The sequence below is a fragment of the Variovorax sp. P1_G12 genome (genome assembly GCF_056405555.1).
Map to the genome: position 1 here is coordinate 61347 of NZ_JBFUBW010000010.1, position 24037 is coordinate 85383.

Genomic DNA, 24037 nt, shown 5'->3' on the forward strand with positions numbered 1-24037 from the left:
GTGGGTGGAATCCGTTCAGGAAGGGGTGCTGGCCACGCGCTCGGCGCGCAGCGCCCGCGTCGCGGCGGGGTCGGCCTTGCCGGTATGCGGATCGACGATCGCCAGGTAGTGCTGCCGCACGAACGCCGCGCTCAGCTTGCGATTCCAGACGTCTTTCTCGATCTCGGCCAGCGGGCGTAGCAAGGGATTGCCGAATCCGCCGCCGCCCGGCTGGATGTGCGTCACCTTGTCGTTTCGTGCAATCTGCATGCCGACCTTGCTCGGCAGCGCCTCGTCGACGTCGCCGCGCGTGAGGATGTTCGATGCCGCGGCTGCCGCGCCACCGCCATCGAGGCCGTAGGGCTGAAACTTCATTCGGTCGGCGCGCAATTGCAGCAGCACGTCGTCGGCCAGCACGCGGTAGCTGCGCTGGATGCCGAGGCCGCCGCGGTAGCGGCCGGCACCGCACGAATCGGGCTGCAGCTCATAAGACTCGACTCGCACCGGATGCTGCGCTTCCAGCGTTTCGATCGGCGTGTTGGACAGGTTCTGCGAGGCGTTGGTGATGGCCTCGACGCCATCGGCATGCGGCCGCGCGCCCCAGGCACCGCAGATCATGTCGACGATGATGTAGGGTTGGCCATCGTCCCGCTTTCCCGACAGGCAGACCACCGTGTTGCCGCCCTCGCCCGCCGCCGGGATGCGGTCGGGAACCACCTGGGCCAGCGCACCGAGCATGGTGTCGAACACCCGGTAGCCGGTGAGCGCACGGGCCGCGACGGCCGCCGGCTCGACCGGATTCAGCACCGTCCCTTCGGGTACGTGGATCTCGACGCAGCGGAATACGCCGGCGTTGTTCGGCACGTCGCCCTTGAGCGCGCAGCGCACGCTCAGGTAGGTGCACGAGTTGGTGTACGAGCGGGTCGAGTTGATGGCCGCGCGAACCTGCGGCGACGAGCCGGTGTAGTCGACGCTGACGTGGTCCTCATGCACCGTCAGCGCGACCCGGATCGGGATCGGCTCCGGCGACAGGCCGTCGTCGTCGATGAAGTCCTCGAAGGTGAAGGTGCCCTTGGGCCAGGTCCGTATCTCGGCACGGGTCAGGCGCTCGGCGTAGTCGAGCAGCTCGGCGAAATAGGTGCGTGCGCCCTCGCGGCCATAGCGGTCGAGCAGGCTGGTGAGCTCGCGCACGCCGACCTGGCAGGCGGCGTACTGCGCGCGCAGGTCGCCGAGCACCCGGTCCGGCACCCGCACGTTCTGCGCGATCACGCGCTCCATGATGTCGTTGACCTTGCCGCCGTCGTAGAACTTGACCACCGGGATGCGCAGCCCTTCCTGGTAGATCTCGGTCGAGTCGCTGGCGTTGGAGCCCGGAACGCGGCCGCCGACGTCGGTGTGGTGGCAGATCACGACGCAGAAGCCTTCGAGTTCGCCCTGGTAGAAGAACGGCACGAACATGAAAATGTCGGGCAGGTGCATGCCGCCCTGGTACGGGTCGTTGACGATGATCGCGTCGCCGGGCGCCAGGTCGTTGCCGTAGCGCGCCTTGACGGCCTCCATCGCCTCGGGGATCGCGCCCAGGTGCAGCGCGATGGTCTTGGCCTGCGCGATCATCCGCCCCTGGCGGTCGCAGATCGCGGCCGAGTAGTCCATCACGTCCTTGACGATCTCCGAGCGCGCGGTGCGCAACACGGTGTAGGCGACCTCGTCGACGATCGAGTCCATCGCGTTCTTGATCACGGCGAAGGTGATCGGGTCGATCTGGATGGTCATTGCGCTTGCTCCTGGAGGTCGATGATGATGTTGCCGATCGCGTCCGATCGCACGCTGCAGTGCGGCGGAACCACGATGGTGGTGTCGTAGGACTCGATCACCATCGGCCCCTGCTCGGCCGACTGGCCGATCCTCGCACGCGGCACGATGCGCGTCATGACGGGCGCTTCGCCGGCCGCGAAACTCACCAGCCGGGTGCCGCTCTCGCCCTGTAGCGCGGTCGCGTCGACCTGGCAGCTGGCGAAGTCGAGGCGGTGCTTGCTCCGGCCGCGCGCCGAAACCCGCAGGTTGACCAGCTCCAGCGGCTCGTCACTGCTGTAGCCGAAGGTCTGCTGGTACATCGCCTGGAAATCGCGCGTGAGTTGCGCGACCACGTCGGCGTCGAGGCGCGCCGACGCCAGCGGTATCGTGAGCTCGGAGCTCTGGCCCAGGTAGCGCAGGTCGACGGCCAGCACGGCGCTCGCGTCTTCCGGCGGATAGCCTTCCGATGCCAGCACCGTGTAGCCCTTGTCGGACAGCGCATTCGCGATCGCGCCTATGGCGGCCGGCTCGCAGTCCGCGAGCGGCCGCAGTACGGCCTTGACGAAGTTGTGCTCGGCATCGGCCGACAGCATGCCGGCCGAGCAGAACACGCCGGCCATGATCGGCGCGATCACCCGCTTGATGCCGAGCAGCCGGGCCACGGCGACCGCATGCAGCGGACCGCCGCCACCGAAGGCGATCATCGACATCTCGCGCGGATCGCGGCCGCGTTCCACCGTGACGGCGCGGATCGCACGCGCCATGTTGACGTTGGCGACGTGGCGCACGCCATGCGCAGCAGCCAGCAGGTTGAGCCCGAGCGGTCGGCCAACGTCGTGTTCGATCGCCGTCTTCGACAGTTCGGGCGACACTTTGAGGCTACCGCCCGCCAGCGCCTTGGGATTCAGGTAGCCGAGCACCATGTTGGCGTCGGTCACCGTCGGATGCGGATTGCCGTTGCCGTAGCAGGCCGGGCCCGGGTGCGCGCCGGCCGATTCCGGGCCGACGCACAGCAGGCCGCCGGCATCGATCCAGGCGATCGAGCCGCCGCCGGCGCCGACTTCGGCGATGTCGATCGCCGGCACCTTGAGTACGTAGCCGCCGCCCTTGACGAAGCGGCTCGGCGCACTGATGCCGTCGCGGAACTCGTACTCGTTGGTCAGCGAGGGCTGGCCGTTCGCGATGATCGAAGCCTTGGCGGTGGTGCCGCCCATGTCGAACACGATCAGGTCGGCGTCGCCGCCGAGCGCGCCGATCTCGACCGCACCGGCCACGCCGCCCGCCGGTCCCGAGGCGACCGCGAAGACCGGCTTGTCGCTGGCCGAGGCGATGCCCATCATGCCGCCGTTCGACGCCATCACCTGCAGCGAGGCAGTGATGCCCATGCGCGTGAGGTCGTCGCGCAGCCGGGCCAGATAGGTGCGCATGGCCGGCAGGATGTAGGCGTTGACCACCGTCGTGCTGGTGCGCTCGTACTCCTTGATCTCCGGCAGCACTTCGCAGGAGACGCTCAGCAACAGCTGCGGAAAGTGCTGCTGCAGCAGCGCCTTGGCCGCCAGCTCGTGCGCCGGATTGATATAGCTGTTGAGGAAGCAGATCGCGAGCGAGGTCACGCCCTCGTCGGCCAGCTGCCGCGTCTCGTCGAGCAGTTGCGCCGTGTCGAGCGCCGTGACGACGCGGCCCTGCGCATCGATGCGCTCGCGGATGCCGCGGCGCCAGCGCCGGGTGGACAGGGGTTCGGGCTTGGACCAGCCGAGGTCGAACATCGTGGGCGTGCGGATGCGGCCGATCTCGAGCACGTCGCGAAAGCCCTCGGTGGTCAGCACGCCGGTCGGCGCACCGACCTTCTGCAGGATCGTGTTCGAGGCCGTGGTGGTGCCGTGCACGATCTCGGTGATGTCGCCGGGCGCCACGCCGGCCTGATCGATCAGCGCGCCCAGGCCGTTGACGATCGCCAGGCCGAGGTTCTCCGGCGTGGTCGACGTCTTGTTCACGAACAGCCTGCCGTCGGGCAGGGCCAGGACGATGTCCGTGAAGGTGCCTCCAATGTCGCACCCGACGCGGACGCCTCGAGAGGCGCTCTTGGTCAAGTTCATCCGCTACTCCGTTTCACATGCCTCGCGGCTGGTTGATAATCCGACTCTCCGATAAACTAACTAACTAGCTAGTCCAATATGAAGCGAAATATAGGAGACGTGATGGCCGCCTGTCAACGCGAACTTTCATCAGTTTCGGCAAGAGGTTCGGGATGGGCCCGCTAAACTCGCGCGGCCGGGTTGGGCCCAGCCCGCAGGAGACCGGTGAATCCATGACAGAAACCAAGGCCGCCACGGCCAAGCGCCGGCCACGCAATGCGCAGGCCACGCGCGAGCGCATCGTCAAGATCGCGAGCAAGGAGTTCGCCGCGCACGGCTACGACGGCGCGCGGGTCGATGCCATCGTCGCGCGCTGCAAGATCAGCAAGAACCTGGTCTATCACTACTTCGCGAGCAAGGAAGCCCTGTTCATCGAAGTGATGGAGCATGCCTACGGCGCCATGCGCGAGCGGCAGAATGAGCTCGCGCTGACCGGCGACAACCCGGTCGAGGACATGCGCGAACTGGTGATGAAGACCATCCAGCACTTCATCGATCAGCCTGATTTCCTGCAGTTGCTGTCGACCGAGAACCTGCACAAGGCGGCGCACATCCGCAAGTCCAAGCAGATCGCGGCGATGTTCAATCCGCTGCGCACGGCCCTGGCCAACGTGCTCGAGAAGGGCAAGGAACAGGGTGTGTTCCGGCTGGATGCGGACTGGGTCGATCTCTACGTGTCGATCTCGGGGCTGGGCTCGTACTTCATCACCAACCGCTACACGCTGTCGTATGTGCTCGGCGTCGACCTGGGGGCGCCGGACCGCGTGCAGGCACGGCTACACCATGCGGCCGACATGGTCATCAGCTACCTGTGCGACAAGCGGGGGCTTCCGGCGCCCCCTTCAATCGCTTGCTGAATCCGCGCAACGGTCATCTGAGTTCTCCTTGGCGTCGACGACCCGGCACTTTACGCGGCACTTCGCTTCCTGAAGAATGTGCCGGCGGGTCGCATCGGCACCTCGCCGGGTCCCCTTCTTCACGAAAGGTACCGAAAATGACGACGGAGTTCTTTCGAGAGAGCAATGCGGGTACACGAACGCTGCCGCGCTCGCTGGCGACGAAGGCCGGCGGCTTCGTCTTTGTGTCCGGACAGGTGGCCAGGGACGAAAACGGCAACGTCGTCGCAGGCGGGATCGAGGCTCACACGCGCCAGACGATGAAGAACGTCGCTCATGCACTTTCATTGGCCGGTTGCACGCTCGAGGACGTGGTGAAGACCACGGTCTGGCTCGATGACGCACGCGACTTCGATGAATTCAATCGCATCTACAGCGAGTTCTTCCCTGGAGACAAGCCGGCACGCTCGACAATTCAGGCGACAAACATGGTCGCCACCAAGATCGAGATCGAGGTCATTGCCTACAGGCCGTGAGGCCGATGCCGATCTCTTCTTTCGGCAGCGCCTTGTCCGCCTCCAGCGGGCATTTCGAGCTGGCGCGTCAAGCGCGACGCGCGGGCGGCGTTGTCCCCGGACCCGGTGGACAGACTTGTGGACAACCGCATGCGCAACGCAGGGGATTGACTCCAGACGGGCCTTCCGACGCGATGCCTCAAAAACAGGCAGCGCGCTGATGGAACCCAGGGCGCCCAAAGCCGCCCGCTATCCGAGGATGCTCTCCAGGTCGGCCTCGTCGCTTCCCGCGTCGAGCCGGAGGCTTTGCTGAATGTGGTCCAGATGGTGGAGCATGAGGGTTTCGGCCCGCCGCGCGTCGTTGCGCTTGATCGCGTCGACGATCTCTTCGTGCTCGTCGGCGCGGCAACTGGTCGCGGTGGGCGCGTCGTACAGCGAGATGATCAGGCAGGTCAGCGTCGACAGCTCGCGCATCGTGCGCGCGAGCGCCGAGTTGCCGGCCAGTTCGGCCAGCAGCAGGTGGAATTCGCCCGACAGGCGCACCACGGCGCGCGCATCGTTGCGCTGGCGCGCGTCGGCCTCGAGTTCGAGATGCCGGCGCAGGCGCTGCATCTTGAAGTCGTCCATCGTGCCGATCAGCCGGCGCAGCACGCCGGGCTCGATCAGGCGGCGCGCCTCGAAGACGTCCTGTGCCTGCTCGATGGTCGGCTTGGCGACATGGGCGCCGCGCTGCGGCACCAGCTCGACGATCTGCTCATGGGCCAGGCGGGCCAGCACCTCGCGCACCTTGGCGCGGCTGGTGCCGAAGATGGTTGCCAGCCGGTCTTCGCCGAGCTTGGTGCCCGGCGCCAGGCGGTGTTCGAGAATCGCCGTGGAGATCTTCTCGGCGATGGCTTCGACGCTCTGCTCGCGGCCGGTTGCGCTCGTGTCCTTGGGAGAAATCATTTTCTTTGGCATGCGTTGCGATCTTAGCGACGGATTCAGGCGTCGGAACGCCGTCAGGTCGCCGAAGGCCTCATCTCTGCGCGCGGTCCCGTGCGAGCAGCCTTGCAATGCCCTCGGGCAGTCCGTGGTTCGGCTTGATCGGCGGCGGCGCGAAACTGCCCTGGCGCGCGGGCAGCGTGCCCAGTGACACCAGCGTCTGCGCGTGGCAGACGGCGCTCGACACGCCATCGACCACGGGCACCGGAATGCGGTCCCGGATCGATCGCGCCAGGCCCGCCAGCGGTGCGCCGGCGATGATGATCACGTCGGCGCCGTCGTCCTGCACGGCCGACAGGCACAGCGCTTCCAGGCGCGCCGTGTGGTCTTCCTGGACGCGCCCAATGTCCTTCAGCGGGTTGTCCAGGTTGCGGATGCTTGCCAGGCGCTCGCTCAGGCCGTTGGCCTGGACGCATTCGCGGTACCAGGCGGTGATCCGGTGCGAGATCGCGACGATCGAGAAACGCTTGCCGAGCAGGCAGGCGCTCATCAGCGCGGCCTCGGTCAGCCCGACCACGGGGATGTCGAGCACTTCGCGCAGCCCGTCGATGCCCGGATCGCCGAAGGCGGCGACGACGATGGCGTCATGCCGGTCGCAGTGTTCGGCGGCGAGCGTGGCTGTGGCGTAGGCGCCGATCAGCGATTCGAAGCGCGTCTCGATGTACGCGACGCCGAACGGCGCCGTGAGCACGCGGATCTGCGTGCCCGGCGCGGCCGCGCGGCGCGCCTCCGCCTCGATCAGGTCGGAAACGCTCTGGGAGGTGTTGGGGTTGATCAGCAGCAGGTTCATGGCGGGCCTCGGTTCTGCGTGGCGCTATCGGAGGGGGCGAGCCGGCAGCAGGCTCGGCCGGCCGCGCTTCAGAAACTGTCCGCGGCCGGCGCGCGGATGGAAGGTGTCGCCGTCCCACACCACCTCGCCGCGCGCGATCGTCAGCGCCGGCCATGCCTTCACCTCGATGCCCTCGTAGGGCGTGTAGTCCACCGCGTGGTGAAGATCGGCATTGCGCACCTGGCGCGGCGTGGCGCCCCAGACCACGAGGTCGGCATCGGCGCCGATGGCGATGGTGCCCTTGCGCGGATGCAGGCCGTAGGCCTTGGCAGGGTTCGTCGACGTCAGTTCGACGAAGCGGTTGATGGTGATGCGACCGTCGAGCACGCCGTGCGAGAACAGCAGCGGCAACCGGGTCTCGATGCCCGGAATGCCGTTGGGAATGTGGCGGAACTCGACCTCCTTGCCGCCCGGCTTCTTGCCTTCCGGTGCGTCATAGCGGAACGGCGCATGGTCGGACGAGAAGATCGTGAACAGGCCGTCGGCCAGGCCGTTCCAGATGACCTGCTGGTTGTCCTTGTTGCGCGGCGGCGGACTGCACACGCAGCGGGCGCCGCCGTAGCTGTCGTCGATGCCGAGGTCCTCGGCGGTGAGAAACAGGTACTGCGGACAGGTCTCGGCAAACACGTGCAGGCCGTGCGAGCGCGCCCAGCGGATCTGTTCGACGGCCTCCTTGCCCGACACGTGGACGATCATGATCGGCACGTCGACGAGTTCCGACAGCGCGATGGCCCGGTGCGTGGCCTCGCGTTCGACCAGCATCGGCCGCGAATGCGCGTGAAACCGCGGCGCCGTCCGGCCGCTGGCCTCCAGCCGCTTGGTCAGCCACTCGATGCAGTCCGCGTTTTCGGCATGGATCATCGCCATGGCGTCGTGGCTTCGCGCGACATCCAGCACGTCCAGGATCTGGCCGTCGTTGAGCTTGAGATCGTCGTACGTCATGTAGATCTTGAACGACGTGTAGCCTTCGGCGATCAATTGCGGCAGCTCGTGCTTGAGCACCTCCTCGGTCGGGTCGCTGACGATCAGATGAAAGGCGTGGTCGACGTGCGCGCGGCCCTCCGCGCGCTCGTGGTAGTCGCGCACCGCGGCGCGCAGCGACTGGCCCTTCTGCTGCGCGGCGAACGGAATCACCGTGGTGGTGCCTCCGCAGGCGGCCGCACGGGTGCCGGTGTCGAAATCGTCGGCCATTCGCACCGGTGCCTCCATGGGCTGGTCGAGATGGCAATGGGCATCGACGCCGCCCGGCGTGACGAAGGCGCCGGCCGCATCGATCTCGCGGACGCCGGCGGGCAGGCCCATGCCGAGCTGCACGATGCGGCCGTCGACGATGCCGATGTCGGCATCGAAGGTGTCGCTGGCGGTGGCCACGCGCGCATTGCGCACGACCAGATCAAGACCCTTGGTGATCATGAAAACAGCCCTCCCCAACCCTTGACACTGCGCGTATCGACACCGATGAGCTTCAACGCCTTCCAGACCACGGTCGCCACCGAGTCGTAGATCGGGATGCCGAGCTCGCGCTCCAGCTCGTCCACCAGCGGCGCACCGTGCAGGTTGGTGCACATCACGGTGATGGCGTCGGGCTTGGCCTGCGCCACCTCGCGAATCATCGTGCGCAGCGTGTCGGGCGCGACCTCGGCGAACGAGAAGTTCACCGTGAGATCGAGGTGCCGTTCGGCCACGCACTCGACGTCGAGTTCAGCGTAGTTGGCGACGATGCGCCGCTGCACGTCTTCGACATAGGGCGACACGAGCCCCAGCGTGCGCGCGCCCTGTGCGGCCAGCAGGTCGTTGAGCGCCAGCACCGATGTGGTCGCGGGAATGCCGGTCGCTTCGGTGATGCGGGCGCACAGCGCGCGGTCGCGCTCGAAGCCGAGCCAGCTCGCGGAGGTGCCGCTCCAGCAGATCACGTCGACATTCGCATCGGCCAGCAGCTTCGCCGCGTCGAGGATCGTGCGCTCGTCGAACTGGCTCTGCGACTTGTCGCCCATCGAGATCTCGGTCACCCGGAACCGCGAGAAATGCGCCGTGACACCCGGCACGCCGGCGACCATGGCGCTGGTCAGCGGCTCGAGCGCCGTGTTGGAGGAAGGCGTCAACACGCCGATGCGTTTTTGCTGGGACATTTCGCGAACTTTGAAAGTGAACTAGACGGGCAGCTTCTTGCTGTAGTCGATCAGCAGCGTGGAGCAGACGAACAGGCCCGCACCGGCCGCCGCGAACAGCATCAGCGCCAGGAAGTAGGAGCCGGTCGCCTGCACGATCAGGCCGACCACGATCGGCACGCCGATGCCCGCGACGTTGCCGCCCAGGTTCATCGTGCCGCCGAGGAAGCCGACGTGCGCCCGGCGACCGAGGATCGAAGGCACGCACCAGAACAGGCCGCACCAGCGCAGGAAGAACAGCGTGATCGACAGCAGCACGACCACGACGACCGGGTTCGTGATCTGCGACACCATGTAGATCGCAATGGTGGCGATCACCGACGAGATGCCGAACAGCGTGCGCAGCACCCTGGTGGTCGAGGCGCCCGCGGCCATCCACTTGTCGGCCAGCCAGCCGCCGAACATTTCACCGACGAAGCCCGAGAAGAACATGATGAACACCGCGCCGCCCATCTGCTTGATGTCGAAGCCGTGCACCTTGGAGAGGTAGTTCGGCATCCAGGTGAGCAGGCCGTAGAAGAGCGCGTTGAAGCACATCCAGCCGAAGAACATGCCCCAGACCGAACGGAAGCGCAGGAAGTCGAGCAGGCGGCCGCTGGCGCCTTTCGGCTCGCTGGCGGCATCCTGCGCATGGCTCGCCTCGATGTACTTCGCCTCCGCCTCGTTGACGCCGGGATGTTCGCGCGGATGGTTGCGGATGTAGCTCCAGGCAAAGAAGCCGGCGACGACGGTGCCGACACCCGCGATGACGAAGGCCAGGCGCCATGAGCCGAGCATCGCGATGAGGCCCGAGATCAGGATCGCGCCCAGCGCGGCGCCCAGCGGCGCACCGCCGTCGAGCAGGGTCGCACCCCGGCCGCGCTCGTTCTGCGTCATCCAGATGCCGTTGAGCTTGCCGCCCGCGGGATAGATCGGCGCCTCCGCCGCACCCAGGCCCAGGCGCGTCAGCAGCAAGGGAACCCAGCCGGTGCAGAACGCGGCAATGGCCTGGAAGAAGCCCCAGCCGAGCGTCGCGCCGGCGATGACGATGCGCGGGCCGAAACGGTCCGCCAGCATGCCGCCCGGAATCTGCATGAGCGCATAGGTCCAGAAGAAGGAACTCAACAGCAGACCCTGCACGGCCGGCCCGATGTCGAACTCCTTGGCGATCAGCGGCATGGCCACGGACAGCGACGCCCGGTCGATGTAGTTGATCGAGATGAGGAACAACATCATCAGGAAGATCTTCCAACGCACCTTGGTGGGCTGGAGGGCGGTGTCGGGTGCTGCGGCGGTCGCTGTCGCGTCGGCCGTCATGGTGGGTTGCATCGGTTTGTCTCCTTGCTTGGCACGAGGTGCCAACCTGCAGGGAAGCACCCGGCACGCTGGCGAGCTTGCAGCCGCGATGCGGGCTGGTCTGGCCAGTGCACCTCCGAGGCTGTCCGGTGGAATTTAGATTCCGTCGACTTCAATGTCAACATCAATGTTGACAATGTCGTCGACGTTAGGTGAAAACACCTACCACTCCACCCGCCTCCAAGCCGGAATCAGCTCGCATTCGCCAGGGGCGTTGCCGCAAAGAACGCCATGGCCGCCAGCACGCCGCTGCCGGCCAGCGGAACGCCTGCCAGCTTGAAGCCCATCTCGACGCCCGTCAACGCAGCCATCAGGGTCAGGTCGTTGCAATCGCCCAGGTGCCCGATCCGGAACATGCGGCCCCTCAGCTTGCCCAGCCCGGCGCCGAGCGAGAGATCGAATCGCTCGTGGATCAGCTTGCGCAGCGCATCGGCATCGACCCCTTGCGGCGTGATGACGCCGGTCAGCACCGGCGAATGCACCCGCTCGTCCGCGCATTGCGTCGGCAGGCCCCAGGCACGCACCGCGGTCCGAACCCCCTCGCCCCATCGCTGGTGGCGTGCGAACACCACGGGCAGGCCCTGCTCGAGCAGCATGTCGAGCGCTTCGCTGAGACCGTAGAGCAGGTTCGTGCTGGGCGTGTAGGGCCAGTAGCCGCCCTTGTTCATCTCGACGATTTCATCCCAGGCCCAGAACGCCTTGGGCAAGCGGGCCGTCCGGCTGACTTCGATGGCCTTGGGCGACAGCGCGTTGAAGCTGATGCCCGGCGGCAGCATCAGCCCCTTCTGCGAGCCGCTGACCGTGACGTCGACACCCCACTCGTCGTGGCGGTAGTCGGCACTCGCGAGGCCGGAGATGGTGTCGACCATCAACAGGGCCGGATGGCCCGCCGCGTCGATCGCACGGCGCACCGCGGCGATGTCGGAGGTGACGCCCGTGGAGGTTTCGTTGTGCACCACGCACACGGCCTTGATGCGATGCGCGCTGTCCTTGCGCAGGCGCTCCTCGATCAGATCGGCCTGCACGCCATGGCGCCAGCTGCGCGGCAGACCGGTCTCGTCGGTGCCCGGCAATGCGAGGAACTCGGGCTCGAGGCCGAGCCGTTGCGCCATCTTCTGCCACAGCGTCGCGAAATGGCCGGTCTCGAACATCAGGACGCTGTCGCCGGGGCTCATCACGTTGACCAGCGCGGCCTCCCAGGCGCCGGTGCCCGACGCGGGGTAGACCACCACCGGATGCCGCGTCTGGAACACCTGCTGCAACCCGCCGATCACCTTCTTGCCGAGCGTGGCGAACTCGGGCCCGCGATGGTCGATGGTCGGCAGGCTGATGGCCCGGAGGATCCGGTCGGGCACCGGGCTGGGGCCGGGAATCTGCAGGAAATGGCGGCCGCTGGAATGGTTGTCGAGAGCGATCATTTGTGTCTCAGTCCTTGGGTCTGGTTCGAGGGTCTAGAACTGCACCGACGCGCGGCCGATGCCCGGAAAATCCACGGTGACGAGGTCGCCCTCGACCGCGCTCAGGATGCCCACCCAGGTGCCGCTGGTCACCACCGTGCCGGCCGCCATGCGGTCGCCATGGCGCGTGGCATGACGCAGCCACGCAGGCAGCACGTGGGCAGGGTCGCCGAGCGAGTGGGTGCCGCGCCGTTCGACCGGCGGCTGGCTGCCGATGCGCACCTCGCAGGCCTGTGCGCTCCAATCGCGCCCGGCAAACGGAATCCATTCGCCGAGCACCAGCGCACCGTGCGATTGCAGGTCCGCCAGCTTGCACAGCGCAGGGGCGTCGATGGCCTCCTGCCAGCGCGAGTCGACGACTTCGATCGAGACCGCCATCGCATCGACCAGGGCACGCGCGCTGTCGACATCCAGCGTCGATGCGAGCGCTTCATCGACCTCGCGTCCGAGCCGCAAGGCCACTTCGGCCTCGATGCCGCGCATGTGGAACGGCCAGTGGCCGGCGCGCGCCGGGCTCGTCCACACGCCGGCGGGCGGCAGCGGCGCGCAGGTCAGCTCGGCGTCGCGCGACGGGCCGCCGGCCTTCCAGTAGCGCGGCGGCGAGGTCGCGAACCAGCCGAGCTCGCCGGCCACCCGCTGCTGCACCGCGTAGGCATCGTCCGCGCTGCCCAGCGCATCGGCCAGGGGCGCGGCAAGGCGCAGGGTGTTGTCGCGACGCGCGCGCACCAATGCGTCGGCGACTGCATCGATCTTTGAAAGGGACATATGGATTTCCTGTTGTCGGCTTCGAAAGGAAGCTCAGAAGAACACGCTCAGCGGCGCGAGGCCCGCCACTTCCACCCGCACGGCCGTCCCTTGCGAGGCGAACAGCATGCCGGTGCACGAGCCGGTGGTGACGACCTGGCCGGCCTTGAGCCCGGCACCCCGCGCCGCGCAATGATTGGCCAGCCACACCAGCAGGCCGCCGACATCCGGCTGGGGGTGCTCGCCGACCGTGTGCGCGACGACCTGATCGTCGAAGCGCATCATGACCTCGACCTGCTTCAAATCGAACCAGGCGGGATCGAAAGGCTCGGGCTCGCCGAGCACCAGTCCGCCGTGGCACAGCAGATCGGCGAGGAGCGCGTCAGGGTCCGCATCGAGCCAGTCGGCCAGGCGGGTTTCCGCGATCTCGATCGCAGGCAATACCGACCCGATCGCCAGCGCAAGCTCGTTGCGCGTGTAGGGGCGCGCGCGCGGCGGCAGGTCGGACCCGAGGCGGAAGGCGACCCCGGCTTCGGCCCCGCGCAAGTGCCAGGCGGAGCCCTGGAGCACCGCTGCGCCGGGCACCAGCCCTTCGGCCGGCAGCGGTGCGCAGATCGGCTCCTGGCCGGGGCCGGCCGCGCCGACCTTCCAGCCGCCGATCGAACCGATCGCGACCAGCGTCGCGTCCTGGATCGCATAGGCCTCGCCGCGATTTCGCGGCTGCAGCAGCATCGACGGCACCCGTCGGCCATCGCGCCGCGCACGGCACAGTGCCTGCGCGGCAGCGTCCGGCGTGAGCTCGGCGACCACGGCGGCCGACATCGTCAGAGCTCGGGAAAGCGCTGCCATGGATCCGCCTGTTCGATCGAGCGGGCCAGCGCGAGCAGCGCGGCGTCCGCGCCCTCGCGGGCCACCAGCTGCATGCCGACCGGCAGGCCGTCCGCGAAGCCGCATGGCAGCGCAATGGCCGGCAGGCCGACGGCGTTGGCGAAACCCGCAAACACGGCATGGCCTCGCGGGCCGACCTCGCGTCCATCGATGCGCGTCGGGTGGGTCTCGTTCGCCGGCCAGGGCAGCGCGGCCGCCGCCGGCGTCAACAGGAAATCGTACTGGTCGAACAGGCGCGCCAGCGCGGCGCGCAGCCGTTCTGCCTCGAACAGCAGGTCGAACAGATCGGCCGCCGTGGCCTTGCGGCCGGCTTCGGCGTTCGCCTGCATCACCGGGCCGAACAGCGACGGATCGAAGGGCCGGCCCGACAGCTCCTGCGGATGCGCGACAAGCCACGCCAGGCCCACCTGGGCCAGCAGCGACCAGCGTTCGTTGACCGCTTCGACCATGCCGAAGTCCTGCGCCGTCGTGACCTCGTGCCCCAGCGCTGCGATTCTTTGCGCGGCCGCTCGTGTCAACGCTGCGATCTGCGGATCGACCGGGTGATCGCCGAAGCGCGGTATGAAGAGAATGCGCGCGCCCGGCGAACTCCCCTCCTCCATCGGGCCGCGCCCGATCACCTGCATCACCGCAGCCACGTCTGCCACGCTGCGGGCGATCGGTCCAGCCACTTCGAAGTCGAGAAAGATCGGCGGCAGCCCGCCGCCGCGCGGCACGCGTCCGCGAGAGGGCTTGAAGCCGACCAGGTTGGTGTGCGAGGCGGGCCTGCGAATCGACCCGCCGCCATCGGTGCCCAGCGCGATCGGGCATCCGCCGGCAGCCACCAGCGCCACCGCGCCACCCGACGAGCCGCCCGGCGTCAGCGCCGGGTTCCACGGGTTGCCGGTGGGGCCGAACACCGGATTGTTGGTGTAGCCCTGCATCGTGAACTCGGGCACATTGGTCTTGCCGAAGATCACGGCACCGCTTTCGCGCAGTCTTGCCACCGGAAGCTCGTCGCGCTCGGCGATGAGTCCGCCGAGGGCACGGCTGCCCCAGTGGGTCGGCAGGCCGAGCACCTGCAGGTTGTCCTTGATGGTGACGGGCACCCCGTCCAGCGCGCCGAGCGCCCGGCCTGCGCGCCAGCGCGCGGTGCTTTCCTCGGCGGCGTGCGCCGCGCCTTCGCCGTCGAGCGTGATGAGCGCATTCAGCCGTGGGTTGACCTCGGCGCTGCGCGACATGCAGGCCCGCAGCGCCTCGGTCGGCGTGAACGACGCATCGCGAAAGCCGGCCACGAGCTGCGCCGCAGTGAGCTGCCAGAGCGGTGTGTTCATCGCTTCCTCACATGTGCGCCGGCAACCAGGTCACCAGCTGCGGCACGGCCATCAGCAGCAGCGTGAACAGGATCATGATCAGCGCATAGGGCAAGGCACCGTAGATCGCATCCTCGATGCCGCCCTTGTCCGGACGGATGCCATGCACCACGAACAGGTTCATGCCCACCGGCGGCGTGATCAGGCCCAACTCGCACATCAGCACGATGAAGATGCCGAACCAGATCGGGTCGACACCGATCGCCGTCGCAATCGGGTAGGTGATCGGGATCGTCGCGACCTGCATCGACAGCACGTCCATGAACATGCCCAGGATCAGGTAGAACACGATCAGCGCGAGGATCAGGCCGGTGGCCGACAGGCCCAGGCCCGCGACCCACTTCGTCATCGCCTCGGCCACGCCGGTGAGGCTCACCGTCAGGTTGAGGATGAAGGCCGCCGCGACGATCAGCAGGATCATGCCGCTCACGCGTGCCGTCGAGACAAAGCAGTTTCGCAGCAGCTCCCAGTTCAGCTTGCCCGACTGCCACACGAAGGCAAGCGCCGCCATCACGCCGAGCGCCGCGCTCTCGGCCGCGGTGGCGATCCCGAAATAGAGGCTGCCCATCACGATGCCGAACACCACCATCGGCGGGATCAGATGCACCAGCACGCGCAGCCGCTGGTCGAGCGGCACCTTCGGCTCGCGCATCACCTTGCCGCTGGCCAGGCTCGACAGCGCGATCCAGACCATGAAGCACAGCGTGAGCAGGATGCCCGGGATGATGCCGGCGATGAACAGCTTGCCGATCGAGTTGTTGGTGAGCGACCCGTACACGATCATGTTCACGCTCGGCGGGATCAGGATGCCGAGCGTTCCGCCCGCGGCCAGGCTGCCGAGCGAGGCGCGCATCGGGTAGCCGCGCTTTTGCAGCGAGGGCAATGCCACCGTGCCGACTGTGGCCGCGGTGGCGACCGACGAGCCGGAAGTCGCGGCGAACAGCGCGCAGCTGCCGATGTTGGTGTGCAGCAGCCCACCCGGCAGGCGGCCGAGCCAGGCCGACAGCGCGATGTACATGCGGTCGGCAATGCCGGAGCGCAGCAGCAGCTCGCCGAGCAGGACGAACAGCGGCACGGAGGTCAGCAGGGCTTCGTTCTGAACGCCCCACACCACCGGTGCGATCGAGTCCATGAACGGAACGCCGTAGGCGGCGATGCCGCCGATGATCCCGACCGCCGCCATCGACACGGCGATCGGCATGCCGGCCAGCATCAGGGCGAGCATGGAGAGGAACGCGAATCCGATCAGTGCGATGTTCATGGTGCCTCTCCTTCGACAGCCTGGCGCACCTTGAGGTCGTCCAGTTCCTCCTTCAGCTCTTCCTTCGCGCTCTTCGGATGGAAGTCGCTGTTCAGCGTCGCGATGTCGCCGCGCAGCAGCAGCTGCGTCGCACGCAGCGCCAGGCCGCAGGCCACCAGCGCAAAGATCACGAGGCCTGCGTACCAGACGCCCTGCGGGATGATCAGCGGCGTGGCCCACGGTGTCTGCGCGGTGCTGCGGTAGGCCGTCGTGTCCTGGATCACCTTGAACGCCACCCAGGCGATGAACAAGGCGAGCACGGCCAGCGAGAGGATCGAGATCCAGTTCAGAAGCGCCTGCACGCGCAACGGGAACTTGTCGTGGAAGACGTCGACGCGGATGTGGTTGCGCCCCAGCAGGGCCAGGCTGAAGGCGATCGTCGACCCGACGGCCAACGCGTAGCCACCCAGCTCGTCGGCACCTTGCAGCGAGATGTTGAACACCTTTCGCAAAATGGTCTCGATGGTGACGATCACCGCCAGCCCCAGGAAGATGGCGCCGAACGCGGTGGCCAGCACCGTTTCCATGCGCGTCTTGAAGTCGACAGGCCCGGCAGGCGCCACCTTCCCGGTGGACGCCGCAATGGGCTGCCGCTCGCTCGTCATGGCGCGGCTGTTCACTTCAGCCCCAGCACCGGTGCGACCGTCGCCTGCCAGGTCTTCGAGCAGGTGGGGTTGGACCTGTCGCACACCTCGGCCCACACCGGCAGCGACACCTTGTTGACCGCGCTGCGCACCAGCTCGATGTCGGCCGGCGTGACCGGCACGTTGACGAGGTTGAACTTCTTGCCGGTCGTGCACGGGTCCTTGCCGGCATTGCAGTTCAGGGCGTCCTGGAACAGCTCTTCGGAGTACTTCCACACGTCGTCGGTCAAGGCGTCGAAGGCCTTGGTCAGCTTCACCTGCTGGTCGGGCGTCAGCGCTTTCCATGACTTCATGGTCATGCCGTAGCCGTTGAGCGCCATCTGGAAGCCGATCGCCATCTGGTGGGTCGTCACTTCAGGCCAACCCGCCGAGTTGGCCGAGCTCGGCCCGGTGATCGCGCAATCGACCACGCCGAGCGACAGCGACTGGTGCGTGTCGGCGAACGACACCGGCACCGGCGTGCCGCCCACCATCTCGATGAACTTGGCCAGGTTCTGGTCGTACACGCGCACCTTCATGCCCTTGATGTCGGCCAGCTTGGCGACCGGCTTCTTGCAGAAGAGGATCTGCGGGCCAAAGGGCCAGACGCCCAGCAGCTTGACGCCGAACTGCGCCTGCAGCCGCGCATCCGCCGTGTCGAAGTAGGCCTTGGCCACCTTGCGGCCGGTGGCGTAGTCGGGCGCCGCGCCCACCAGGTCGAGCCCCAGGATGGTCGGCTCGTCGCGGGAGTTCTGCGACACCCGCAGCGACACGATGTCGAACAGCCCGGCCTTCATGACGCGCAGTTGCTCGGTGTCCTTGATGCCCAGCGTATCGATGGGCTTGTAGTCGACGTCGATCGGCAGTCCGGTCCTGGCCGAGAAGTTCTCGAAGAACGGTTGCTCCTTGTTCTTCTGGATCAGCCCGGTGGCCAGCGGCTGGCCGACGGCTTTCAGCTTGATCCTGTCTTGCGCGTGGGCCGCGGGCAGGCCGAGCATCACGGCCAGGGCGACCGTCGCGATGGATTTGAGACGAGGGTGAAACAGCATGAAGACTCCTGGGGATGTGAGACGGGTTGGCGGGCGGCACTTGGGAAGAGATGAGCCATTGGATTCCGCCGCGGCGTGGCGCAGCAGACTATTCCGCTGCGCGGGAAGACGCGCAAAAACTCTTTGGGATCAATGACTTGGCGCTGCGCGCCGGTGGAAGACCCGCGCTGGGGCCCAGCCCCTAGACGCGGCCGCCGTAGGCGGATGTGATCTCGTCGGCGGCGGCGCGCACCGCGGCGCCAAGCTGCACGAAGTCGGTGCTCTTGATGCGCTGCGTGGGCCCTACGAGCGAGATCGCGCCGAAGGGCTGGCCATGCTCGTCGCGGATCGCGGCGGCGATGCATCGCAGGCCGACCGCGTTCTGCTCGTCATCGATCGCATGGCCCGCGCGGCGCACTTCGCCGAGCGTTTCATGCAGTCGCGAGGCGCGCGCGATCGTGTTGTTGGTGAGCTTCGGCAGGCCATAGGTGCGCAGGTACTGCAGCACGTCGTCCTCCGCCATCGCCGCCAGGATCGACTGCCCCATCGCGGTACCGTGCAGCGGCGCGCGAAACCCCGGCTTGCCGATGGCGCGCATCAGCTCACGGCTCTCGACCTGCGTCACGAAGACGATATCGCCGAGATCGGCAATGCCGAGATTGATGCTCTCGCCGGTGCTGTCGCGCAGCCGGCGCATCACCGGCAGCGCCAGGTGCGCGATGCGGCGGCGCCGCGCGAACGCGGCCCCCACGGAGAAGCAGCGCACGCCCACATACCAGAGGTTGGTCTCGCGGTCGAACTGGACGAACTGCCGCTGCTCGAGCGTCGTGAGCAGGCGGTGGGCCGTGGACGACGACAGCCCGCTGTGCGCCGCGATGTCGACCAGGCGATAGCCCTCGTCGTCCTCGGCGAGCAGTTCGAGCAGCTGCATCGCTCGCGTGAGCGACTGCACGGTGCTGTCGCTGTCGCGGTCGATGCGGGTGACCTTGGTGGTCTTGGCGGGCGGGGGAGGCGAGCTGGCGGTCATGGCGTGCCTTTTGCAAGTTGCGCGCCATCGGCCTCTGGCCGTCCGCAGCGCGATCTGGCCGTCGATGGTCCGTGACAACGAGAGCGTCAAACACAGTGTTTACACTGATGTCGACATTGTTCCGGGCGCACCCGGCCCGACGCATGCAGAAAGTCGCACCGCGATGGTGCAGATGGGGTTCCAGTCCATGGCAGGCCAGCGGGAATCTCGCTAGCCGTTCCAGCGCCGCAGCCCCAGATCCGAGGCCAGGCTCCGATAGCGCCCGATGCTGGCCTGGACGTATTCCTCCAGTGCGCGCCCCGTACGTGAGAACGCATGGAGCCGATGGCGCTCGCGCAAGGCCGGATAGCCCGGCGCCTCCATCGCTTCGCGAAAGGCATCGATCCATGCGCGCGCGGCCGGCTCGGGGGCGGCGGCGCTCATGTAGACGCCGCGGACGGTGGGCCAGACCAGGTCCACCTTCTGTTCGCGCGCGGTGGGGATGCCGGCGAGCTGCCCGTCGAGCGCCGTCTCCGACAGCACCGCCAGGATGCGCACCGCGGCACCGCCGGCGATGGCCTGCAGCGCTTCGGCGGCATCGCCGGGAAACAGGTCGACGTGCTTGCCCTGCAGCGCCCGCAACGCATCGCCGCCGCCTTCGAAGGAGACGAAGCGCATCGACCTGGGGTCGCGCCCCGCGGCCCTCAGCAGCAGCGCGGCCTTCACCCAGTCCTGGCTGCCGACCGTTCCGCCGGCGCCGAAGGCGAGGCGCGAAGGCTCCTGCCGCAGGGCCGCGACCACATCCTGCAGCGACTGGTAGGGCGAGTCGCGGTGCACCGCGACCACGCCGTAGTCCGTGCCGAGGGCGGCGATCCAGCGCGCGACATTCGGCGAGTGCGGGCCGAAGCGGCCTTGCGCGATATTGAGCAGGGTGCCGCTGGAGAACGCCACGAGCAGCGAAGGCCCGCCCATCTGGCCGGTGGCGATGCGGTCGAAGGCCACCGCGCCGATGCCGCCGGGCATGAAGCGCTGCGCCAGCGGCGGACGCGCCGGACGCACCGCCTGCAGGCCGTCGCGCGCCAGCGCGCAGGTGAGGTCGAAGCCACCGCCCGCCTTGGCGGGGATCACGCATTCCGCCGCCGCCGCGCTCGGATCATCAGACGGCCCGACGGCGGCCCCGCCGACGCCGGGCAGCGCGAGGCCCGGGAGCGTGCACAGCACATGGCGGCGGGTGACATTCGGCTGGAACATGGTCGACGGCTCTTTCTTTCTCTGCCACGCATCACGGACTGGCCACAGGCCACCACAGCGACGCATGAAGGCCCCGGGTGCCCTCGCGGGCCTTGAGTTCGAGATCACCCTGGTGGCGCTGCGCGATGGAACGCGCAATCGCCAACCCCAGGCCGGACCCGCCCTGGCCCGCGCGGCTGCCGCGCACGAAGCGCCGCCCCAGCGCCGCACATTCCTCGTCGCTGAGCCCGGGGCCGTCGTCTTCCACGGTCAGGCGCCAGCCGCGTTGCTCCTCGACCGCCATGAGCGTGATAGTGCCGCGCGCCGGCGTGTAGGCGATCGCGTTGACGACCAGGTTGCTCAAGGCCTCGCGCAGCAGGCCCGCATCGGCCACGGCGCGGAGCTTCGCGGCCGGCGGGTGGATGCCCAGGTCGATCTGCTTGCTGCGCGCCAGCGGCAGCAGGTCGACGGCGACGTCGCGCAGCAGCGCCGCGAGGTCGACCGGCTCGAACGCCAGCGACACGGTGTCGCTGCGGCCCAGGGCCAGCAGCTGCTGGGTGCTGCGCGTGACGCGGCCGATCTCGACGCCGAGCGCTTCGAGGGCCTGGCCCACCTGGGCCGGATCCTGCGCGCGACGGGCATAGTCGACCTGCATCTGCAGGGTCGTGAGGTGGGTGCGCAACTGGTGCGAGGCGTCGTCGAGAAACTGGCGCTGCTGCGCCACCAGGTCCTGCGTGCGGGCCATCTGCTGGTTCACCGCGCCGACCAGCGGCCGGATGTCCGCCGGCAGGTCGGCATCCTCGATGCGCGTGAGGTCGTCGGGCGTGCGCGCCTGCACCTCGCGCGCCAGCCGCGTCAGGGGCCGCAGCGCCGCCGCCAGGGCCAGCGCGGTGCTGAGCAGGAGCAGCGCCAGCACCACGCCGTCGCGCAGCGCCGCGCGCCGGACGAAGCGCGAGCTGAACGCCTGCCGCGAGCGCGTGCTTTCGCCGACCTGGATCAGCACGCTGCGCCCGCTGCTCCCAGCCGGCGCGCGGTCGAGCTCGCGCCGGTAGGCGGCCAGGCGGACCGGCTCGCCGAAGTAGCTCGCGTCGTAGAACACCGGCACGCCGGGCCTCAGCTCGGCGCGCGGCTCGGGCAGGTCGGCGCTGCCGAGCTCCACCAGGCCGTCCGAAGTCGCCACGCGGAAATAGACCTGGCCGCTGGCGGTCAGCTCGAAGAACTCGAACAGGGTGTATGGCAGCTCGACCGACAGCCCGCCCGAGGCGGTAGAGATGTTGGCATCGATCGACTTCAGGGCGCCGAGCACCGAGCGGTCATAGGCCGCGTTGGCCGCCTCGAGCGCATCGTGCCGGGTCATCCAGAGCTCGATGCAGGTCACCAGCAGCAGCGACGGCAGCAGCAGCAGCGCCAGGCGTTGCCGCAGGCTGGCACGCCGCATCCAGTTCGCGGCGGCGCCGAGGGGCTGCAGCAGCGCGCTCACTCAGCCGAGCTCCAGCGCGTACCCCAGGCCGCGCAGGGTCGTGATGCGAACGCCGCTGCCGTCGAGCCGCTTGCGCAGCCGATGCACGAACACCTCCACCGCCTCGGGGTGCACGCTCTCGTCGTCCGAGAACACCCGGTCGAGGATCTGCTGCTTCGACAGCGGCTCGCCGCTGCGCTGCGCCAGCACCCGCAGCACCGACAGCTCGCGCGGAGACAGCGCCAGCAGCTCGCCGTGCAGCGTGAACTGCTTGCGGCCGCCGTCGTAGACCAGCGGGCCGCAGGCCAGGCGCGGATGCTCGACGCCGCGCGCGCGCCGCACCAGCGCCTGCAGGCGGGCTTCGAGTTCGGCCAGGGCGAAGGGCTTGGCCAGAAAGTCGTCGGCGCCCGCGTTCAGCAGGGCGACGCGTTCGGCCAGCGAATCCCGGGCCGTGAGGATCAGCGTCGGCAGCCGCTGGTCGCGCTCGCGCAGGCGCTGCAGCACCTCGTGGCCATCGAGGCCGGGCAGGCCGAGGTCGAGCACCAGTGCGTCGTGGTCGTGCGCCTGCAGCGCGCGATCGGCCAGGCGGCCGTCGTCCACCCATTCGACCTGGATGCCGGCGTGCTCGAGCGCCTTGCACAGCCAGGTGCCCAGCGTGTGTTCGTCCTCAGCCAGCAGAATGCGCATGGCCTCGATGGTAGGGCCGCCGGCTTCAGTCGGGCTTGATGTTCGCGCGCGCGATGACCGTCTTCCAGCGGGCCTGCTCGGCGGCGATGAACTGGGCGAACTGCTCCGGCGTGCCGCCGACGACCTCGGCGGCATCGCCGCGCAGGCGCTCCGTCGCGGCGGGCGATCGCACGGCCTTCATGGTTTCCGTGGAGAGCTTCGCCAGGTTGGCCGGCGCCATGCTCGCGGGCGCGAGCATCCCGTACCACTGGGTCATCTCGAAGCCCGGGTAGCCCTGCTCGGCCACGGTCGGCACATCCGGCAGCTGCGGCAGGCGCTGGGCCGAGCCGGTGGCGATGCAGCGCACCTTGCCCGACTTGATGAAGGGAATGATGGCGGCCGCGCCGATCGCCGAGGCGTCGAGCCGGCCCGACAGCAGGTCGGTGAGCATCGGGCCGGTGCCGCGGTAGGGCACGTGCAGCATGAAGACGCCGGACGTGACCTTCAGGTATTCGAAGGCCAGATGGCCGGCGCTGCCGTTGCCGGCGGAACCGTAGCTGAGCTTGCCCGGCTTCGACTTGGCGTAGGCGATGAATTCCTTCAGGTTCCTGGCCGGCACGTCGGGATGGACCACGTACAGGCTCGGCACTTTGGCGAGCAGGCTGACGGGCTTGAAGTCCTTGTTCGGATCGTAGGGCAGCTTGTCGAAGATGAAGGGGTTCACGGCCAGCGTGCCGATGTGGCCGAGGATGATCGTGTGCTGGTCGTCGCTGCGCGCGACCTCGGCCATGGCGATGTTGCCGGCGGCGCCGGGCTTGTTGTCGACGTAGACGCTCTGGCCCAGCGTGTTGGAAAGCTCCGCCGCGGTGGAGCGGGCCACGATCTCCGAGCTTCCGCCGGGCGCGAAGGGCACCACGAAGCGCACCGACTTGCCGGGCCAGCTGCCCTGGGCGGATGCGAATCGCGGGACCAACCCCGCCAGGCCCAGGGCGCCACCCGCCTGGAGGAAAGTGCGGCGGGCCAGGTGGGCATCGGCGCGGGAGTCGTCACGGTGGTCAGCGAACATGTTGTCTCCATTCGGTCTTGCAAGGCCGCGATGGTGCGCCTGCCAAGCTTTCGGAATGCTGTCAGTGCCTGCCCGCTTTTGCAAACAGCTCTATCCGTCCGACGCGTCATCGAACGGGAACTCCGCACGAAAGACGAAGCTCCGGCGTTCACACAGCGTCGCTCGCTCCCGCGAGCGCCCTTGTCATTTCCGCTGCTCCTGCTCCGCTTCGTGCCTGGAGCATTCGTGACTTCCGCCTCGCAGGCACGCATCGTTTGTGGTGAATACCCTCGGCAGAACTGTCATGTTGCCCCGCTATATTGGCCCGAGCCAGTAGTCAGAAGAACGAGACAATGTCCTATCAAGAGTGGGTTGAGACCCTGTATATCGCGCCCGGCCACCCTACGTGCCCGGTTTACGCCATGCCGTATCCCATGGCCCGCAACCAGACGCCAGCGGATCTTCCGTTGGAGCACCAGCAGCAGGACTGGCGCGAGGTTGCGAAGTTGGACGGTAACCTCGCGCTCGTGCATATCGAGCCGGGCTACGTGGACTTCGCAGCTGACATCGTCGGCCGGCAGGTCGGCACGCATTTCGAAGTGACCCGGCACGCACATTGAGCCGCTGCGTCGCTGTACGCGCGACCACTTGACGCCGATCGGGTCGA

General features: G+C 68.1%; 22 protein-coding genes. 3 read left to right on the top strand and 19 right to left on the bottom strand.

Features of this window, described 5'->3' with window-relative positions; all coding sequences use genetic code 11:
* Nucleotides 1-15: 15 nt before the first annotated feature.
* Both AC1D2O_RS13530 and AC1D2O_RS13535 read right to left on the bottom strand, forming a co-directional pair.
* The gene (locus AC1D2O_RS13530; RefSeq protein WP_478092074.1) at nucleotides 16-1752 is read right to left on the bottom strand and encodes a hydantoinase B/oxoprolinase family protein; all 1737 of its coding nucleotides are present in this window, start codon (nucleotides 1750-1752) and stop codon (nucleotides 16-18) included.
* Nucleotides 1749-3869, bottom strand: coding sequence for a hydantoinase/oxoprolinase family protein (locus tag AC1D2O_RS13535; protein ID WP_478092072.1), 2121 nt, complete (start codon nucleotides 3867-3869; stop codon nucleotides 1749-1751). Before AC1D2O_RS13535 ends, AC1D2O_RS13530 begins: the two co-directional genes overlap by 4 nt.
* Nucleotides 3870-4081: 212 nt before the next feature.
* On the opposite strand from AC1D2O_RS13535, the gene AC1D2O_RS13540 reads away from it, so the two are divergent.
* Nucleotides 4082-4765, top strand: coding sequence for a TetR family transcriptional regulator (locus AC1D2O_RS13540; RefSeq protein ID WP_478092070.1), 684 nt, complete (start codon nucleotides 4082-4084; stop codon nucleotides 4763-4765).
* Between the two features lie 137 nt (nucleotides 4766-4902).
* Nucleotides 4903-5280: a RidA family protein gene (locus tag AC1D2O_RS13545; protein ID WP_478157186.1), complete on the top strand. Its 378-nt coding sequence runs from the start codon at nucleotides 4903-4905 to the stop codon at nucleotides 5278-5280.
* A gap of 228 nt (nucleotides 5281-5508) precedes the next feature.
* On the opposite strand, the gene AC1D2O_RS13550 is transcribed toward AC1D2O_RS13545, so the two are convergent.
* From AC1D2O_RS13550 to AC1D2O_RS13630, 17 genes are all read right to left on the bottom strand, one after another.
* Nucleotides 5509-6204, bottom strand: coding sequence for a GntR family transcriptional regulator (locus AC1D2O_RS13550; RefSeq protein WP_478157188.1), 696 nt, complete (start codon nucleotides 6202-6204; stop codon nucleotides 5509-5511).
* Nucleotides 6205-6274: 70 nt separating this feature from the next.
* Nucleotides 6275-7030: an aspartate/glutamate racemase family protein gene (locus tag AC1D2O_RS13555; RefSeq protein WP_478092132.1), complete on the bottom strand. Its 756-nt coding sequence runs from the start codon at nucleotides 7028-7030 to the stop codon at nucleotides 6275-6277.
* 24 nt (nucleotides 7031-7054) lie between these two features.
* Nucleotides 7055-8482 (bottom strand): dihydropyrimidinase, encoded by a 1428-nt coding sequence (gene hydA / locus AC1D2O_RS13560; RefSeq protein ID WP_478092130.1) that lies wholly within the window; start codon nucleotides 8480-8482, stop codon nucleotides 7055-7057.
* Nucleotides 8479-9198 (bottom strand): maleate cis-trans isomerase family protein, encoded by a 720-nt coding sequence (locus tag AC1D2O_RS13565; protein WP_478092128.1) that lies wholly within the window; start codon nucleotides 9196-9198, stop codon nucleotides 8479-8481. Before AC1D2O_RS13565 ends, hydA begins: the two co-directional genes overlap by 4 nt.
* A gap of 21 nt (nucleotides 9199-9219) precedes the next feature.
* A complete protein-coding gene (locus AC1D2O_RS13570) occupies nucleotides 9220-10545 on the bottom strand; it encodes an MFS transporter (RefSeq protein WP_478092127.1) in 1326 nt (441 codons plus the stop codon).
* Nucleotides 10546-10763: 218 nt separating this feature from the next.
* Nucleotides 10764-11990 (bottom strand): pyridoxal-phosphate-dependent aminotransferase family protein, encoded by a 1227-nt coding sequence (locus tag AC1D2O_RS13575; protein WP_478092126.1) that lies wholly within the window; start codon nucleotides 11988-11990, stop codon nucleotides 10764-10766.
* 33 nt (nucleotides 11991-12023) lie between these two features.
* Nucleotides 12024-12794: a fumarylacetoacetate hydrolase family protein gene (locus AC1D2O_RS13580; RefSeq protein WP_478157190.1), complete on the bottom strand. Its 771-nt coding sequence runs from the start codon at nucleotides 12792-12794 to the stop codon at nucleotides 12024-12026.
* Nucleotides 12795-12827: 33 nt separating this feature from the next.
* Complete coding sequence (locus AC1D2O_RS13585; protein ID WP_478089844.1) at nucleotides 12828-13622, bottom strand: 2-keto-4-pentenoate hydratase; 795 nt, start codon at nucleotides 13620-13622, stop codon at nucleotides 12828-12830.
* The gene (locus tag AC1D2O_RS13590; protein ID WP_478157191.1) at nucleotides 13598-14974 is read right to left on the bottom strand and encodes an amidase; all 1377 of its coding nucleotides are present in this window, start codon (nucleotides 14972-14974) and stop codon (nucleotides 13598-13600) included. Before AC1D2O_RS13590 ends, AC1D2O_RS13585 begins: the two co-directional genes overlap by 25 nt.
* A 7-nt stretch (nucleotides 14975-14981) precedes the next feature.
* Complete coding sequence (locus AC1D2O_RS13595) at nucleotides 14982-16274, bottom strand: TRAP transporter large permease (protein WP_478089846.1); 1293 nt, start codon at nucleotides 16272-16274, stop codon at nucleotides 14982-14984.
* Nucleotides 16271-16918 carry a TRAP transporter small permease subunit gene (locus AC1D2O_RS13600; protein WP_478157193.1) on the bottom strand — a complete coding sequence of 216 codons (648 nt, stop codon included), beginning with the start codon at nucleotides 16916-16918 and terminating at the stop codon, nucleotides 16271-16273. The genes AC1D2O_RS13595 and AC1D2O_RS13600 overlap by 4 nt, the downstream gene beginning before the upstream one ends.
* 11 nt (nucleotides 16919-16929) lie before the next feature.
* A complete protein-coding gene (locus tag AC1D2O_RS13605) occupies nucleotides 16930-17985 on the bottom strand; it encodes a TRAP transporter substrate-binding protein (protein ID WP_478089848.1) in 1056 nt (351 codons plus the stop codon).
* Between the two features lie 181 nt (nucleotides 17986-18166).
* Nucleotides 18167-18991, bottom strand: coding sequence for an IclR family transcriptional regulator (locus tag AC1D2O_RS13610; protein ID WP_478089849.1), 825 nt, complete (start codon nucleotides 18989-18991; stop codon nucleotides 18167-18169).
* A gap of 210 nt (nucleotides 18992-19201) precedes the next feature.
* The gene (locus tag AC1D2O_RS13615; protein WP_478089850.1) at nucleotides 19202-20221 is read right to left on the bottom strand and encodes a Bug family tripartite tricarboxylate transporter substrate binding protein; all 1020 of its coding nucleotides are present in this window, start codon (nucleotides 20219-20221) and stop codon (nucleotides 19202-19204) included.
* Between the two features lie 31 nt (nucleotides 20222-20252).
* A complete protein-coding gene (locus tag AC1D2O_RS13620; RefSeq protein WP_478157242.1) occupies nucleotides 20253-21638 on the bottom strand; it encodes a sensor histidine kinase in 1386 nt (461 codons plus the stop codon).
* Between the two features lie 42 nt (nucleotides 21639-21680).
* The gene (locus AC1D2O_RS13625) at nucleotides 21681-22346 is read right to left on the bottom strand and encodes a response regulator (protein WP_478089851.1); all 666 of its coding nucleotides are present in this window, start codon (nucleotides 22344-22346) and stop codon (nucleotides 21681-21683) included.
* Nucleotides 22347-22371: 25 nt separating this feature from the next.
* Entirely contained in the window at nucleotides 22372-23391 is a 1020-nt protein-coding gene (locus AC1D2O_RS13630) for a Bug family tripartite tricarboxylate transporter substrate binding protein (protein WP_478089852.1), read from the bottom strand.
* A gap of 413 nt (nucleotides 23392-23804) precedes the next feature.
* On the opposite strand from AC1D2O_RS13630, the gene AC1D2O_RS13635 reads away from it, so the two are divergent.
* Nucleotides 23805-23990: a hypothetical protein gene (locus AC1D2O_RS13635; protein ID WP_478089853.1), complete on the top strand. Its 186-nt coding sequence runs from the start codon at nucleotides 23805-23807 to the stop codon at nucleotides 23988-23990.
* Nucleotides 23991-24037: the final 47 nt, after the last annotated feature.